Here is a 16,299-nt window from a genome sequence, read left to right as displayed (position 1 = left end):
TTATTTATAAAAACACATATATTTACATGACAAATTATTACTTTTTATTCTTTTATAATATATATATTAACTAATGGATATAAAATAACATATGAATTTTTAAAGTATTAATAAATATTATCAATAAAAAAAAGTGTCTCTAATCTTTTAAACATTCTTTCAGACACTTTTTTCTAATTTCTTTTTTATTTTATTATCTAACTTTTTTGCCAAGTTTAAATACTGATAAAACATCTGACATTACATCTATATTATCTATAGGATTTCCATTTACCACTATCACATCTGCTTTCTTTCCTTTTTCTAGAGTTCCATAATTTTTATCAATTCTTAAAAGTTCGGATGCAGTTTTTGTAGCTGCTACTATTACATCCATGTTATCCATACCATAATCTGACATTAATTTCATTTCATAATACGTCTTTCCATGTTCATTATAAGAAGTTCCTGCGTCAGAACCAACTGCAATTTTAATTCCTTTTTTATACGCTTTTAAGAATGATTCCTTATGAGGAATAGCAACAATTTCGCACTTTCTAAGAGTAGCCTCAGTTATTCCACTTTCTTTTCCTGCATTTAAAATAAAATATGGTGCAGCAACTGTTGGAACTAGATATGTTCCTTTTTCAAGCATCAAATCAATTATTTCATCATCTAAATAAACACCATGCTCTATAGAAGTAATACCTGCAAGAACTGCATTTTTTATACCAGTTCTTCCTTGTGCATGTGTAGCAGTTATTTTACCTGCTTTTATAGCTTCATCTACAGCAGCCTTCATTTCCTCTAAAGTCAACTGTGGTGAACCTGGCTCAACACCATCAGTTGTTACACCTCCAGTAGCCATTATCTTTACACAATCTACTCCATTTTTTAAAACTGTTCTAGCTGATTTTCTACATTCATCTACTCCATCACTTTCAATACCAAAATAGTATCCATGTCCTCCTGTCATACATATAACTGGACCTGAAGTAACTATACCAGGACCATCTATAGATCCTTTGTCTATAAGATTTTTAAGTTGTACATCCACATATTTCGGACAACCTAGACTTCTAATATATGTTACTCCTGAATCTAAATATGCATCAAGTTGTTTTATTGTATTTACTACAAGCTCTACATCAGATACATTCTCATAATAAACTTTTGGATTTCCTACTGGTTCCATTGTCAAATGCACATGACAATTCATAATTCCTGGCATAACAGTTTTATCTAGGTAATCATACACCTCATATCCACTTAAATCTTCTCTTATATCTTCAATTTCAAGTATAGTATCTCCATCAATAATTATACCTTTATTCTCCATAATACTATTTCCTGTTCCATCAATTAAATTTCCTGCTTTTATATACTTTTTAATCATTTTTAAATTATCCCCCTCTTCAAGTATAATGTATTATTTATTTATTATTTTTAATATTCTAATAATTAATTCTACCACTATATTACTATCATTTCAAATTTAAGTGAATTAAATATCAGATTAAACTAGAATATATTATAATATTAGAATATTTATAATATGTAAAAGATATTAATCAAATTGCTTTTATATCAATGCTAAAATAAGACAAGATAATCAAAATGTATATAATTATCTTGTTTTATTTTTATCTATTCATTTTTATATTTTACATGAAAAAATATCTAAATTTAAAGTTATTTGATTAATACTATTATTTAATTTGCTACAAAGAATAACTTATCTTGTAAACTTACATCTCCATTTATCAATTCAGCTTCATATACTGTTTTTTTAAGATTCATATCAAATACTTGAAATTTTATTGGCTTGGTTCCAACTATATCAGAAGTAACTCCACTTCCTTTTTTCTCTCCTGAAATAGTTTCCTTTACACTTGAAATAGAGTATATTTTATCGTCTAATAACTTAACTTTCCTAACACCAGATAGTGCTTCATCATAATCTACTTTTAAATTAAGCTTTTCATAATCTTCTAGTTTAATTTCATTAGAATCAACACTATAAACAAGATTAATTATAAAACGACTCTTATCTGTAACTATAATATTTAGTTTGTTATCTTTAACGATATAGTCTAACTTTGTTTTACTCAATAAGCCCATTTCCCCTTGGTCAGCATTTTTTTCTTTATTTAAATTATCCATAAACTTGTTACTTTTATCGAAAGAATTCTCTTCTATATCATACACAATGAAATCTGAATAATTATCATGCCCTTCAATGTCACCATTTATCTCTTTGTTGTTTAACCTCTCTAAATAAAGTTTACTTCCAATAGAAAATTTAATCTCATTAATATTTTGTTGGTATTTACTTTGTGAGTCTAAATTAAATCTATTTAATAATTTATAGGATTTATTTTTTATATCTACCTTTAATATACAAATATTATTGACTGTAACACCTGAAACATTTGTTTCACTAATCACCATATATAAATTTCCTCTATATATTTTGTTAAAAATAGTTTGCCAACTATTTTCTTTAAAATCAGATTTTTTTAAATCAATATCAAAATTTTCTTCTAAGCCACTTTTCAAATTTTTATTTGAAACTTTTATATAATCATTTAAATTGTTTCTTTCCTGTACTGAATTAGACTTAGTAGAAGTATATGCTACCCCTATATTCAAATCATCTTTATATATAAATTCGATTCCTTTACCATCAATAAAATCGCTGTATTTCTTATCAATATGCAAATAATCATTTCCAATTTTAGTTTTAGGATTTATATCATTTCTTGTCCCATTTTTACTTATGGTTACTTCTTCATAAGTATATCTACTTATATTTGGTGTATATACTAAACTAACTCTTCCTATATCCTTTAGATTACCATTTAAAGTTCTTATAGATAATTTATTTTTACTAAGACAACTCAATATCAAAGTCATAATAATCATTGATAAACATACTGTTATAAAACATATTGTATATTTTCCTAATTTCTTTTCTTTCATATATACACCTCCTAAAAGTCAATTTTATTATTTAAAAGTTTATTAGACATAAAACTACATACAAATATGCTCACACTTGAATATACTACAGTAAATAAATTACTATATTCATAAGGTATAATAAACTCTACAAGAATTATAAATATTAGAATTTCTATAACTAAAAATAGAAAACTCATTAAAGCCCTCATCTTATACACAGATTTATTTATAAGAATTGATGTGAATACTACACATATAACTCCTATTAGTAAAAATACATATTCTACTAATAAGTTCTCAAAGCTGTATGGAAGTAAAATATTTAATTTATATATTGTTTCTTGTACAAAATTATAGTTTGCAATACTACCAAGCATATAATTAGGTAGTATTTTACTTGCAATAAATAAAGTTATTGTAAATAATATAGTGTAGCTATACACTAGAAACAATACATTTAATAATTTAGATATATAAATATTAATTTTATTCTTAGGAAGCATCACAAGTGTATATATGGATTTGCTTTTCATGTCAAAATCTCTATACCAAATAAAAAAAGCATAACAAATACACACAAATATCCCAAATAAAAAACATGATTGTATAGAACCCATTATGTTTCCAAAACTTGAAAATCCCATGACACTTACTGTTTCTATTGTCTTTCCTACTTTTGATAACTGCTCAGTTTTTACTGCATTTTCTATTATATAGTTATAATCATTTAAATTTTTCACTAGATTTAAAAATACAATAGAACAAAAACAACTTATTATAAATATATAATTTTTTATGTTTCTTTTTAAATCAAATTCAAATAACTTCATTAAATCCCTCATCAATTCACCTACTTTATTTCAAATTCTAAACTGCTATTTGAACTATTAAACTGTAATTCTCCCTTATACACTATTTCTTTCGAATTTTTATTTATTATATATAGAATAGTCTTATTGTCCCAGGGTAGTACGGAATTTGTTTTTGATGTACATACAATGATTTTATTTGAATCAATTTCAATGTTTCTGATGCTTCTTTCTTCTTTTTCATCCAAAACATATTTATCTTCAACTAAACTGCCATCTAGTATGTTATAAGTTATTAAATTTACCTCTTTACTTTTATTGGAATTATCTCTTTCTGACATTATCATATATAATTTACTATCTTTTAGCTTTGCTTTTTCCAAAGACATTCTATTATAACTTTTTAATTCTATTATTTTCTCTTTATTCTCTTTAACATTATACTCAAGTAAATTGAGCTTAGAATCAACATCATCCCATGTATTTGCATTTATCGCTTCTATCAAAATATACATTTTATCTCCATCTTTACTAGAATAACTTACATCAATACTCTGTATGTTGTTGTATTTTTCAAAAAGATACTTGCTTATATTTATACTTTTTATCGTCTCTATTTTTTTACTTTTAGTATTAATCTTTATTATATCTATAGTATTCAAATCTTCTTCATTTTTTTCTGATGACTCATTTGGAGCATAAAGCACAGACACATATAAATCTTTTTTGTATCTTTTTGATGATAGCACTTTTACATGATACTCATCGATATCTTTATCTACTTTATATTTAGTTCTTATAAAATTATCCATATCTAGTTTTTCATATTCAACTTTTTTATCACTTCCTTCTGAAATAAATACACCTTTTTCTAGGTCTTCTTTTTTCTCATCTATAACAAAATTTATCCCTTTTGAACTAGATTTAGAATCATCACTTATTTCAAAACCAACATGAGCTATTGAATCCAAACCACTAGAGACATCGATTAGGTTATTCGTGTTCTCACTCTCTTTTATTGATTTTAATAATTCTGTTTTTTTAGTTTTATTGCTTCCATTTATTATATATCTTGAATTTATATATCCATTAAAATCATATCCAAAATATATGTTTATATAACCCAATTCATCTTGGTCACCTTTTATCGTTTTTATACTTAAATTGTTTTCATTGTTCAATAGGTCTATACTAAAATATATTGCCACTGCTAAAAATATAATAAGTATAGATATTTTAGATTTTAATTTCATGTCACACCTCCTAAATAGACAATTTCTTATTTATTAAGAAATAAGAGATTCCATTTAAAATAAACATTATAACTATAAAACTTAATACATAGTTACCTAAGGCATTAAGTTGTGTTCCAACAAATCCATAATACTTTCTAAACAAACTAATTATATTTATATATACTGTTGAAAAATATAACCCTGCCAAAATTATCAAGGTAATTAAAATCACATAAAATTTACCTCTGTAAGAAAATGTGAATAATATACAACTATTCAAAAAAGAAATAGCTACAAACAGTAAAAATACATAAATTGTTATGAAATAAATAAAATCGATTGGAATACTTTTTAAATTTAAATAATATAAATCCTGAGCAAAGGACATATTAACTATTGGAACATTTCTAAAAACAAAATTAAATATGTGTTTACATATAAATAATGTTGCTATCTGACTTATCAAAAAACCATATACCATTGTTATCAAAGTGATTGACTTAGATATACAAAGTTTAAATTTATTCTGAGGTAACATCATTAAAGTATAAATACTTTGATTTTTAGAAAAGAAATCTCTTTTCCACATAAAAATATAGTATGTAAACATTCCCAATATTCCATACAGCAAAATTGTTTGGATACATCTAAGATTGCCAATGATACCTATTCCATAAAATACACCTCCAAAATCCTCTATTGCTAAGTTTATAATAAATTTAGAGTTCTTAAATTTAATAATTTCAAATAAATTTAAGCCCAATGTAATTAAAGATAAAAAAGATATATAGGCTATATAAAACCTCTTATTTCTCCTTAAATCTACATTTATTAGACATAGAAGCTTATTCATTCTTATATACCTCCCTCATTTTATCTAATATAGACTTACCTTCTCTTTCTCTCAAATCTTCTGCATTAAATGATGTTATTACTTTACCTTCATCAAGAATTATAACTTCATCAACTAGACTTTCTATTTCTACTATCTCATGAGTGGTTATAATAATAGCTTGATTTTCTTTCATATACTGTGCTATTACTCCTATAAATTCTTCTCTTTTAAACAAGTCAATCCCTGTGAATGGTTCATCAAGTAATATATAGTCTGGGTCTTGACAAAATCCAAGAATTAATTTTACTCTTGCAATATTTCCTTTAGATAAATTGTCAATTAATTCATTTTCATTCAGTTTAAATATATCCATCATTTCTTTTGATTTTTCTTTATTCCATCTTGGATAAAAAATTTCCATAAATTCAAATGACTCTTTTATTGTTGTATTACTAAAGTGAGATTCTACATCTGGAACAAATGCAAGTTTATTATATATGTTTTTATTCATTTTTTCTCCATCTATTAAAATCTCTCCACTATCAATTTTTATAAGCCCTGCTATTGCTTTTAAAATTGTTGACTTACCAACACCATTTATCCCAAGTAAAGCTGTTATTTTTCCTTTTTCAATACTAAAGCTTACATTCTTTAAAGCATCTATTTTCTTTACTTTTAGTCCTTGCATTCTTTTATATGTTTTGCTTACATTTTTAATTTCTATCATATTAGTATCCTCCATATTTAATATGCTTGTACAATTAACCTTATAAGTTAAGTGTTTATATTTATTAAAAAACTAATATCTATCTTCTATTATCTTTAAAACTTCTTCTTTAGTAACATTTATTGCCTTCATATCTTCTATAAATACAACTAAAGATTCATTTATTAACTCTAGTTTTAAATTTTTTAATATATTTTCATCAACTGTCACGCTACTCTGATAGTTTTTAAAAGTATTTATTATATTCATATCACCCATCTCCTTATATGCCCTTTGAACAGTATTTAAATTTACTTTTAAATTAAGTGCCATTTCTCTTCTTGATGGTATTGTTTCTCCTGGTTTTAATTCTCCTGTTACTATTTGTCTCTTTATATGCTTTATTATTTGCAAATAAATTGGAGATGTATTATCTAATTCAAAATTCATACTTCCTCCTATTCTAGTGTATTAATACGATAATACACTTTTTCTAAAAAAATACACTTCTACTTTAAATTTTATTTTATATTTCGTTAAGTGTATTATACGATTAATACACTTAATTTGTAAATACTTTTTAATAAATTATTTGATTTTAATTTATTAAATCATTGAAATCAAAATTCAAATAATAAGTTTACAAAATTGAGCATCAAATGAGAGGATATATATTTTATGTTATGTTAGACTTGAAAACAAACAAGGTAAGGTTATATCATCAATGAATCAAAAATCTTATATTGTACTAATACTTAATGGGTTAATTAAACCATTATAAACATACCTAAGGAGGAAAACAAATGAATTATAAAATTGAAATTAAAAACATCGAATCAGTCACAGCAGCTACTATGAGTTACAATGGACCCATGACTGAAGCAACAAAATATTTTCCAAATGTATTTAAATCTATAAAAGGAAAATCAAATGGTGCACCATTCTTTTGTTACCATAATGTTGACCAAGAAACTGGCATAGGAAAAATGGAGTTATGTGTACCAACTTCTGAAACTCCAAATCGTATGGGTGTAACAATAAAAGAGTTTCCTAAAACAAAAGCTTTGTTTTTTACCCACATTGGTTCATATAACAATTTGCCGAAAACATATGAAATGATATTTAAATATATTCATGAAAATAATCTAACAATAAAAACTCCTTGGAGAGAAGTATTTATTAAAGGACCAGGTATGCTAATAAAAGGTAATCCAGATAAATATATTACAGAAATCATATTTCCACTTAAAGAGGAGGAATAATACATGTTGGCAATCGAAATCAACAATTTAGTAAAACAATATAAAAATGGTGTAAGAGCTTTAAATGGTCTAAGTTTTAGTGTAAAGACTGGAGAAATATTTTCTTTACTTGGTCCAAATGGTGCTGGTAAATCTTCGCTTATCAATATTTTGACCACTTTTTATAAGCCTACAGCGGGTAATGTAACGATGCTTGGAAAAGACTTAATAAATAATCCATCTTGGATACGCACTCAAATTGCTTGTGTAGCACAACAAGTATCTATTGATGAACACCTGTCTCTCATGGAAAACATGATATTCCAAAGCAAAATGTATAAAGTGGAACCACAAGTTGCAAAAGAAAGAATAAACTCTTTAATTGAAAAATTTGAGTTAACTAGTTACTTAAAGTATCCTACTTCATCTTATTCTGGTGGAGTAAAACGTAGATTAGATATAGCTATGAATATGGTGTCGTCTCCTAAGATTCTGTTTTTAGATGAACCTACTGTTGGTATGGATGTAGATTCAAGAAAAGCTATGTGGGATATGCTACTAAAAATTAGAGATGAATATGGTACAACTATTTTTCTAACTACTCATTATCTTGAAGAAGCTGAACAGCTAAGTGATAATATCTGTATTATGAAAAATGGAAAAGACTTGGCACAAGGAACACCATCTAGTTTACGTAATTATATTAAGCAAAATATACTTCGTATCGCATTTCATGATATTGAAGATATAAAAAAATATAAGAATGATATTAAAAATGCTTGCTTAGTTAAATTTATGAATATACATGAAAATTCTCTTTTCATAAGTGTAGAAGAAAGTAGAACTTCACTTACTTTAATAAATAAATTTCTTTTAGAGCATAATATAAAGTTTGATGCAATAGAAATTGTAGAGCCAAGTCTTGAAGATGTTTTTTTAGCATTAACAAGTTCTAAGAAAGATTTAAAGGAGGAATGGAAATGTTAAATATCTTATGGCGTAGTATGAAATGGCGTTTTAAAAATCCAATTTCATTTGTAGTTACTATATTACAACCTCTTCTTTGGCTTGTACTTTATAGCTCTGTCGCAAACCAAACTATGAGTGATATGAATGTCGATAATTATACAGCTTTTATACTTCCAGGTATAATTGTATTGGTTATCTTTTCATCATGTAGTAGTGGTGGTATCATCAATTTTATAATGAAAAATAGCGGGAGTTTTTATAGAGTTTTAATTGCACCTATTAGTCGATATTCCATTGTCTTTGGTCAGTTACTAGAAGCTATCCTAGTGTCTTTTATTGAAGTAGCAATTTTATGCATAGTAAGCATATTCTTTTCAGTAAAAATAGCATCTGGTATTGGTGGAATTGCTATAATGATAGTATTGATATTTATGACAGCCTTTTTTTTATCAAGCCTAGCTTATGCTATAAGTCTATTATTACCAAATGAAATAATTTATGAAACAATTATGACTGCCATTGTACTTCCTATTTTCTTTTTAAGCTCTGCTCTCTTCCCTGTTGAAGATTTATCTGGAGGATTAAAAATAGCAGTTATGCTCAATCCATTTACCCATGTTATTAATACTTTACGTAGTCTAATATTTGGTGAAACCATTCTAGTTGGAGATATACTACCTGTTATAGTGTTATTTTTAATATTGTGTTGTGGAAGTTTCGCACTTGCTATGTGGAGACTGAAAAAAGAAATGGTAAGTTAATTTTTGAAGATAATGTGTGTAGATTTGTAAAAAACTAATCTATTATATATACACTAAAAAAGTGGTGTTCCAAAATGATTAATTAAAATCATTTTGAGACACCACCTTTATAATTCATGCTACTTAAGTGTATATTTATAAATTTATACAAGAAACTATAAACTAAAGTACTTATATGTATAATTACTTATTAAACTTCTTACTACCTAACTTCATGTGGAACTTAGTATCTTTTGGAATACTTGGGTTTATACCTCTTAATGTAGGTATTTCTCCACATATCAATTGTATAGGTACTATGAAGTTAAACGTTTGATAGTAAGGATTATCTATAATATCTGCCTTTAAATTTTTATCTTCTTCTGCAACATCTCTACCTATGACAAATACATTGTCTGTCCATCCAGAAAGTACTTCAACCATCTTAGTTACTCTAGGTTCTCTTCCTGTATCTAGTATAAATATAGTAGAATCACTATTTATAGCATTGTATACACCATGTATGAACTCTTCAAACTCATATCCAGTTACAGGAATTCTCATTGTCTCTAATAATTTTAATGCTGACTCTAATGTATCTCCATATATATCAGAGTGACCTACTACTCTTATTTCTTTAGCGTTAACTAACTTTTCTTTGTTTCTTTCAATCCATTGCTCAGATGATTTATATACTGATTCAAATCTATCTATTGCATCCAATATCTTATTTATCTCTTCATTGTACTTTTCACTAGATATTATTCCCTTTTCTCTAGCTATTTGAAGACCTAATAACATTAAATTTAACTTTGTACAATAAAAGCCTTTTGTTTTAGCACCAGATTTTTCTTCACCACAATTCACTGTTAATATATAGTCAGAAATCTCATCTATTAGAGCATTTTTACAGCCTGCCATAGATGCTATTTTACAACCCTTGTCTTCAGCTAACTTCATAGCATTATATGCAGAATAACTACTTCCACCTTGAGATATTCCCACCACTAAAGTATTTTTATTATCAAATTTAAATGTATCTTCAGTTATCATAAATGGATACTTTTCTACAACATCTATGTCTAATAAATTTTGCAAATATGGTTGTACTTGCAATCCTGAGTGATAACTAGTACCTGAACCTGTTATTATAATCTTTTTTATATCTTCTTTCTTAATTTCATTAAATAAACTATCTGCATTAGATATCATTTCTCTCATTTTTGCTGGTGTTTCTAACATATAATCTTGTATTCTCATTTTGTATGCCTTCCTTATTCATATATTTAATAAATTATAATTTTCTTTCTATAATAACCCTATTGCATGTAAAGCAATTCCTCCAACTATAATGCCTAGAGTTAACTTTGTTACACTTACCTTTCGCTTTAGCATGTAATATATTACAAATGCAAAAGCTAAAGGTAACATGTTAGGTATTATTTTATCTAATATATCTTGTAAAACCACTTCTGCACCATTTAAATTAAATTTTAGTGGAGTAGTTATACTCAACATTGTTGCAACCATTCCTCCTACAACGAATAAACCAACAGTTGTAGCCATAGACATTATTTTCTCCATAAGCCCTTCTCTTTGTATTCTTTCAAGTGAATTTACTCCGACTTTATATCCATATTTAAGTCCAAGTATTCTTAGAGCAAATGCTGGGATATTATACAACAGTAAGAATAATAGCGGGCCAAATATATTTCCTTCTTTTGCAAGTGATACTCCTATTCCAGCAGCTATAATTCTAAATGTTCCCCAAAATAGTGAATCCCCAATTCCTGCAAGAGGTCCCATAAGAGCTGTTTTAACAGCACTGATTGAGTTTTCATCAAATTCTGAATTATTAGCATTCTCCTCTTCCATAGCTGCTGTTATACCTAATATAGCAGGAACTACTACTGTGGTTGTATTAAAAATTTCTAAGTGTCTTTCTATCGCTTTTGCTTGATTTTCTTTTTTATTATATAACTTCTTTATTGCAGGTAACATTGCATAACAATAACCTAAGTTTTGCATTCTTTCATAATTGAACGCACCTTGAAGAGCAAATGAACGCCAAAACATACTTCTTAATTCTTTTTTTGTTAGTTTATTCAAAGTCAATCTCTCCTTCCGTTAAAATATTAGTTGCTACTTGAGGATTTTGACTATTTTCTTTGTTATTAATATAAAAGTTTAATATAACTGCTACACAGACTCCAAACAACGCTATTGCAGTTATATCTAGTCCAACATAAGATGCTAAGAGGAATCCTATAAAGAAAAATACAGACATCTTTTTTGAAAGTAGCATATCCATAAGTAGTGCAAATCCTACTGCTGGTAACAATGTTCCTGCAACACCTAATCCATCTAATATAACTTTAGGTATTGCATTTATTAATGTTGTAACTTTATCAGCACCAATCATAATTGCTAAAAATGTTGGAACTGAAGTACTTAAAAAGAATAATACTACTGGTATCCACATCATTATAGTAACCTTTTTAAAGTCAGCTTGTTTAGCATAAAAAACTGCCTTTTGAGAAAAATATGAGTTTACTATTCTAACCAATACTCCAAGAGATTGTGCTAAAACTGCTACTGGCACTGCTACAGCTAGAGCAACTTCTGCACCATTTCCTGATAATATAGCAAACGCTGTACCTAATACACCACCTGTTACTACATCTGGAGGAGTAGCTGCACCTATTCCTGCAATTCCCATCCAAATTAATTCAAGTTGTGCACCAATCATAATTCCTGACTTTATATCTCCTAAAACTAATCCTACTAATGCCCCTGTAACTATTGGTCTATCAAACATAGACTGACCAAATATACGTCCATCTAATATACCAAAGCCTGCTATAATAGCTAACATAATAGCTTGTACTAACATAGTGAACCTCCCTCTTAATTTACATTAATTACATCACACTTTTGATTTCATTTTTATTTTCTAATAGTTCATTTACATGAACTATTCCATTTCTCGCTTCCTCTAAACCTGATTTAGCTAATAGCTTTGCATCCTCTTCTGTTGATAAAAGAATAGCCAAAAGCATTGGTAAATTTACTCCTGTCAATAACTCAAATTTAAACCCTTGTAAGAGTAAATTAGTACATATGTTTGCTACACTTCCACCAAATATATCTGTTAGTATGATAAGTTCTCCATTATTTTTGTTATTTGATAATATACTTATCATTTCTTTCTCAGCATCGTCTGCTGATTTATCTTTTGTCATACAAAAGTACTCAACATTACTTAATGAACCAATTATTAATTTACTTGTCTCAACAAGCTCCTTAGATAATTCTCCATGTGTTGCAATTAAAAAATTTTTCATTTTCTTTCTCCCAAATTATTTTATTAAGTCTGATAATTTTTTCTTTTTGTCTCTAGGTAACATTCTAAATTCTATATCAATTCCTAAATCAGTTATTTCTTTAAAATTGTTTATATCATTATCATCAACAGCAACTAAGTCTGTCAGCTTCTTCTTTCCTTCCTCGTATCTTAATCCACCTACATTTATTTCTTTTAAAACTCCTCCTGAGTTTTTAGCTACATCTAAAGCATCTTTTGTATTTTTTACTAATACTAATACATTACTTTTCTTTGAAGAAGCAAATTTTTCTACTATTTCTCCAGATTCCTCTACCCCCCTTATATATAAAGTTACATTGCTAGGCTTAGCTAAATTTAATGACATGGCTTTCATTTGATCGTTTTTTGCTTCATCATTTGCAACTAATATTACATTTATACCTAATGATGTTGTCCATCCATATGCTACCTGACCATGTATTAGTCTGTCATCAATCCTCATTAAAGATATCATTTTCCTCAAATCCTCCATTATATATTAAAATTTTTATTTTTTATCCTCTTGTTTATTTATAAAAGCAAAAAGCATGCCAACTAGTGGCATACTTTTTTTCAATTTTATTTATTTATTTTTTAATACTGTATTTTACTGAAGTGGACCATAAATAATATTATAGATATATCCGATTTCTGAAATAGATATTTGCACACTATAGCTCTTTTCTAGCACACTAAATGCATTTTTTATTAGTTTAACTTCACTGTGATGGTTTTTAATTAATAAATTCATATCAGTATATTCTTCAATCTCAGCTTGTCTAACCAATCTTTCAATCATACAACTTAAGTGAACATATAAAGCAATTTTTTTATCATTAGGAAGTTTTTTCTTTTGATTATTTTCTATAGCATTGATTCCTTCTTCTATTCTCTCTATTATTTTTTTTGAGTCTAAAATAGTCAGACTATCTATTACTCTAATCAGAGAAAAATTCTTTATGATAGAATCATTTATGTTTTTGATTTTTTCACTTTCTACTACTTTACTAAATATTCTAAAGACATCATCTTCTCCTTTTCCTGATATTATATCCTCTAGTAGTATGAAATCTACTCCATTTACATTTGGATTAGCAGTTCCTACTATGGCCAATACATCATACATTTTAAAAAGTGGATCTTTATCTCCCATAGAAACAAGACTCTCATAATCGTGCGGTATTATCTTAACATCAACTATCCCCATTAAGCTTTCTGAAAGTAGATGTTGGATTTTTATAGCAGTACCTATCCCAGTAAAACAAGAAGATACTATAGCATACTCTTTATTTTTTTGAGGATAATACAATTGTATGTTGGGTTTAATTTCTTCATCCATAATTTCTGCTATATCTTCAATGTTTTTACCTTGCATTAATAAATTACCTACCTCTAGTGCAAAAATAGTGGATATTTGGTCTATAAACAACATTGGACTACTTATTTTACTTTTTAAATCTTCATATATCAGATTAAGAGAGCCCATATCAAATAACACAACTAGTCCATTTTTTATCCTATCTCCTTCCAAGTATCTAGACATTTGATTTGATACATCAGCAATTGTCGCATCTATAGGCATATCTATAGCTGTAAATACATTTTTACCCAACATACGATTACATACATTTGCCATACTACTAGCAGTAGCATACCCATGTGCTATAATCATTGCATTAACTTTATTAGACTTCATTCTTATAACTGTCGACTTAATAAATATAATCATTATAATTATATCTACATTATTAAGATACATATCCAATCTATTTGCTATTAATGTCGATACTTTATTTACTATAGAGTATTCTTTGTAATTTTCTTTCTTTAAATATGTTAGTAATTTACTTTGTAAGATTTTACATTCATCAGACAATTGATAAGACTCATCCTTCAAATAAAGATACGAAGAAAATGCTAATACATTATTTCCATCATATTTTATATTGTTGTTAACTTCTAAATTTCTAAATATATCCTGCATTATAGATATTATAAGCTCCATAAGTACATTTTTATTTTCATCATTATTTGAAAAAACTAGGTTATCCATTAACCTAATCATTAAGTTTGAGCTCTTTTCACTAAATATCTCTTTTGTTATTTCTTTTTTTTCTAGTCTATCAAAATAATCTAAACACTTTGTAAGACTTTGATATATTATATTTCTTTTATTTCCTTCATCTGATGTCTCAATATTAAATTGTTTAGGAGAAAACACAATACTTTTGCTTTTAGCACTTTGGAACTGAAATATATCTACATTTTCTATATAAATATTTCTAGGAAGGTCTTGAAGTGTAACAAAAATATTTCCATTTCTTTTTTGGTTTTTTGCATATGCCCTTCCACATGCATATTTTATTACATTTTTACATTCACCTATATTACCTTTGAATTTTATCTTTAAAATCGTATTTAATGTAATTTGAGTTATCTCTATAGGTAAACCAAGCACCTTACTTTCCTCATATATAAAATGTTCTATAATCTTCCTTTTTTCAATAGTTCCTCTTTCCTCTATATTAGGAACATAAATATTTATAGGTATTCTTCTTAAAAAAGTCTGCAAAAACTCAGATAAGCTTTCTGTTGTAGCAAATACTAGCCTTACCTTAGCACTTCTATTTACTCCATTCTCTCCAATTCTAGAAAATGTACCTGTATCCATAAATGTAAATAACTTTTCCTGACCTTCACTGTTTAATCTATGTACCTCATCTAAAAATAATATACCACCATCAGATTTCTCTATTAACCCAGCTCTAGATTCATTTGCTCCAGTATAAGCCCCCTTGACATGTCCAAATAGTATACTTGATAATAACTCTGGATTATTATAGTACTGTGCACAGTTTAGTACATTATATGGAGCATTTTTTTCTAATATATTACTACTTACACTATACTTATATATTACCTTCGCTAAAAAAGTTTTACCTACACCACTTTCACCTGTTAGCATTATTGTAAGTCCATCATTTGGATAAAGTACAGCGGTTTTTATTTGCTCTATTGCCTCCTTTAGGCTACTTTCATGACCTATAATACTGTTAAATACAATCTCCTGCTTTAATAATTTACACTCATTACTAAGTTCATCAACACTTTCATAAATACTTTTTTTCGTAGGACCTATTGCATCATTTATCTTATTTTTTGGTAGAAAGATAACAGGTCTACTATTTATCTTTATAAGATTATCAGACTTTACCAAATCATTTAATAATCTGCTTGATTGAGTTCTACTTAAATTAAACTTTTTTACTATATCTTCTGTTACTATACCACTTTGTTTTTTAAGTTCATCAAAATTGTCAAATAATACCTTTTCATTTATAAAACGTAAAATTTCATTCTTCATAATCAACCTCCAATATAAATGTCAATGATACCAGTATATCCTTTATATATTAGTGAAAAAATAAATTATATTCTTTTATTCTAATAAATAGTA

The 16,299-nt window shown here is 27.0% G+C and carries 16 protein-coding genes; 3 read left to right on the top strand and 13 right to left on the bottom strand.

Features of this window, described 5'->3' with window-relative positions:
- Positions 1 to 193: 193 nt before the first annotated feature.
- The 7 genes from IC758_RS08165 to IC758_RS08135 form a co-directional block, all read right to left on the bottom strand.
- Positions 194 to 1,375, bottom strand: coding sequence for a metal-dependent hydrolase family protein (locus tag IC758_RS08165; protein ID WP_227860874.1), 1,182 nt, complete (start codon positions 1,373 to 1,375; stop codon positions 194 to 196).
- Between the two features lie 317 nt (positions 1,376 to 1,692).
- Positions 1,693 to 2,961: a hypothetical protein gene (locus IC758_RS08160; protein ID WP_227860873.1), complete on the bottom strand. Its 1,269-nt coding sequence runs from the start codon at positions 2,959 to 2,961 to the stop codon at positions 1,693 to 1,695.
- A gap of 11 nt (positions 2,962 to 2,972) precedes the next feature.
- Complete coding sequence (locus IC758_RS08155; RefSeq protein ID WP_227860872.1) at positions 2,973 to 3,773, bottom strand: hypothetical protein; 801 nt, start codon at positions 3,771 to 3,773, stop codon at positions 2,973 to 2,975.
- Positions 3,774 to 3,793: 20 nt separating this feature from the next.
- Positions 3,794 to 5,005, bottom strand: a complete 1,212-nt coding sequence (locus IC758_RS08150) for a hypothetical protein (protein ID WP_227836079.1) — start codon at positions 5,003 to 5,005, stop codon at positions 3,794 to 3,796.
- 10 nt (positions 5,006 to 5,015) lie between these two features.
- Positions 5,016 to 5,840, bottom strand: a complete 825-nt coding sequence (locus IC758_RS08145) for an ABC transporter permease (protein WP_227860871.1) — start codon at positions 5,838 to 5,840, stop codon at positions 5,016 to 5,018.
- A complete protein-coding gene (locus IC758_RS08140) occupies positions 5,833 to 6,549 on the bottom strand; it encodes an ABC transporter ATP-binding protein (RefSeq protein WP_227433054.1) in 717 nt (238 codons plus the stop codon). The genes IC758_RS08145 and IC758_RS08140 overlap by 8 nt, the downstream gene beginning before the upstream one ends.
- A gap of 72 nt (positions 6,550 to 6,621) precedes the next feature.
- The gene (locus IC758_RS08135) at positions 6,622 to 6,978 is read right to left on the bottom strand and encodes a GntR family transcriptional regulator (protein ID WP_227433053.1); all 357 of its coding nucleotides are present in this window, start codon (positions 6,976 to 6,978) and stop codon (positions 6,622 to 6,624) included.
- A gap of 353 nt (positions 6,979 to 7,331) precedes the next feature.
- Here IC758_RS08135 and IC758_RS08130 point away from each other — a divergent pair, with 353 nt between their 5' ends.
- From IC758_RS08130 to IC758_RS08120, 3 genes are read left to right on the top strand one after another with little or no spacing between them, the layout of a single operon-like run.
- On the top strand, positions 7,332 to 7,790 hold the full coding sequence (locus IC758_RS08130) for a GyrI-like domain-containing protein (RefSeq protein ID WP_227482395.1): 459 nt from the start codon (positions 7,332 to 7,334) through the stop codon (positions 7,788 to 7,790).
- A gap of 3 nt (positions 7,791 to 7,793) precedes the next feature.
- On the top strand, positions 7,794 to 8,756 hold the full coding sequence (locus IC758_RS08125) for an ATP-binding cassette domain-containing protein (protein ID WP_227860870.1): 963 nt from the start codon (positions 7,794 to 7,796) through the stop codon (positions 8,754 to 8,756).
- Complete coding sequence (locus IC758_RS08120) at positions 8,750 to 9,499, top strand: ABC transporter permease (RefSeq protein ID WP_227860869.1); 750 nt, start codon at positions 8,750 to 8,752, stop codon at positions 9,497 to 9,499. Before IC758_RS08125 ends, IC758_RS08120 begins: the two co-directional genes overlap by 7 nt.
- Positions 9,500 to 9,682: 183 nt before the next feature.
- On the opposite strand, the gene IC758_RS08115 is transcribed toward IC758_RS08120, so the two are convergent.
- From IC758_RS08115 to IC758_RS08090, 6 genes are all read right to left on the bottom strand, one after another.
- Positions 9,683 to 10,738: an SIS domain-containing protein gene (locus tag IC758_RS08115; RefSeq protein ID WP_227482392.1), complete on the bottom strand. Its 1,056-nt coding sequence runs from the start codon at positions 10,736 to 10,738 to the stop codon at positions 9,683 to 9,685.
- 48 nt (positions 10,739 to 10,786) lie between these two features.
- Complete coding sequence (locus tag IC758_RS08110) at positions 10,787 to 11,587, bottom strand: PTS system mannose/fructose/sorbose family transporter subunit IID (protein WP_227433047.1); 801 nt, start codon at positions 11,585 to 11,587, stop codon at positions 10,787 to 10,789.
- Positions 11,580 to 12,371 (bottom strand): PTS mannose/fructose/sorbose/N-acetylgalactosamine transporter subunit IIC, encoded by a 792-nt coding sequence (locus tag IC758_RS08105; RefSeq protein ID WP_227433045.1) that lies wholly within the window; start codon positions 12,369 to 12,371, stop codon positions 11,580 to 11,582. Before IC758_RS08105 ends, IC758_RS08110 begins: the two co-directional genes overlap by 8 nt.
- A gap of 28 nt (positions 12,372 to 12,399) precedes the next feature.
- Positions 12,400 to 12,822: a PTS sugar transporter subunit IIA gene (locus IC758_RS08100; RefSeq protein WP_227433043.1), complete on the bottom strand. Its 423-nt coding sequence runs from the start codon at positions 12,820 to 12,822 to the stop codon at positions 12,400 to 12,402.
- A gap of 15 nt (positions 12,823 to 12,837) precedes the next feature.
- The gene (locus tag IC758_RS08095; protein WP_227433042.1) at positions 12,838 to 13,317 is read right to left on the bottom strand and encodes a PTS sugar transporter subunit IIB; all 480 of its coding nucleotides are present in this window, start codon (positions 13,315 to 13,317) and stop codon (positions 12,838 to 12,840) included.
- A 132-nt stretch (positions 13,318 to 13,449) separates the two neighbouring features.
- Entirely contained in the window at positions 13,450 to 16,206 is a 2,757-nt protein-coding gene (locus IC758_RS08090; RefSeq protein ID WP_227433040.1) for a sigma 54-interacting transcriptional regulator, read from the bottom strand.
- Positions 16,207 to 16,299: the final 93 nt, after the last annotated feature.

This window comes from Clostridioides sp. ES-W-0016-02 (assembly GCF_020641035.1).
Taxonomy (GTDB): domain Bacteria; phylum Bacillota; class Clostridia; order Peptostreptococcales; family Peptostreptococcaceae; genus Clostridioides.
The sequence above is the reverse complement of the archived record's forward strand: the minus strand, read 5'-3'. Positions and strand labels throughout refer to the sequence as shown.

Coding starts and splice junctions, on each gene's coding strand:
- IC758_RS08120 (WP_227860869.1), top strand. CDS start 8,750: ATGTTAAATATCTTATGGCGTAGTATGAAATGGCGTTTTAAAAATCCA.
- IC758_RS08125 (WP_227860870.1), top strand. CDS start 7,794: ATGTTGGCAATCGAAATCAACAATTTAGTAAAACAATATAAAAATGGT.
- IC758_RS08135 (WP_227433053.1), bottom strand. CDS start 6,978: ATGAATTTTGAATTAGATAATACATCTCCAATTTATTTGCAAATAATA.
- IC758_RS08150 (WP_227836079.1), bottom strand. CDS start 5,005: ATGAAATTAAAATCTAAAATATCTATACTTATTATATTTTTAGCAGTG.
- IC758_RS08160 (WP_227860873.1), bottom strand. CDS start 2,961: ATGAAAGAAAAGAAATTAGGAAAATATACAATATGTTTTATAACAGTA.
- IC758_RS08105 (WP_227433045.1), bottom strand. CDS start 12,371: ATGTTAGTACAAGCTATTATGTTAGCTATTATAGCAGGCTTTGGTATA.
- IC758_RS08145 (WP_227860871.1), bottom strand. CDS start 5,840: ATGAATAAGCTTCTATGTCTAATAAATGTAGATTTAAGGAGAAATAAG.
- IC758_RS08100 (WP_227433043.1), bottom strand. CDS start 12,822: ATGAAAAATTTTTTAATTGCAACACATGGAGAATTATCTAAGGAGCTT.
- IC758_RS08155 (WP_227860872.1), bottom strand. CDS start 3,773: ATGAAGTTATTTGAATTTGATTTAAAAAGAAACATAAAAAATTATATA.
- IC758_RS08130 (WP_227482395.1), top strand. CDS start 7,332: ATGAATTATAAAATTGAAATTAAAAACATCGAATCAGTCACAGCAGCT.
- IC758_RS08140 (WP_227433054.1), bottom strand. CDS start 6,549: ATGATAGAAATTAAAAATGTAAGCAAAACATATAAAAGAATGCAAGGA.
- IC758_RS08115 (WP_227482392.1), bottom strand. CDS start 10,738: ATGAGAATACAAGATTATATGTTAGAAACACCAGCAAAAATGAGAGAA.
- IC758_RS08165 (WP_227860874.1), bottom strand. CDS start 1,375: ATGATTAAAAAGTATATAAAAGCAGGAAATTTAATTGATGGAACAGGA.
- IC758_RS08095 (WP_227433042.1), bottom strand. CDS start 13,317: ATGATATCTTTAATGAGGATTGATGACAGACTAATACATGGTCAGGTA.
- IC758_RS08090 (WP_227433040.1), bottom strand. CDS start 16,206: ATGAAGAATGAAATTTTACGTTTTATAAATGAAAAGGTATTATTTGAC.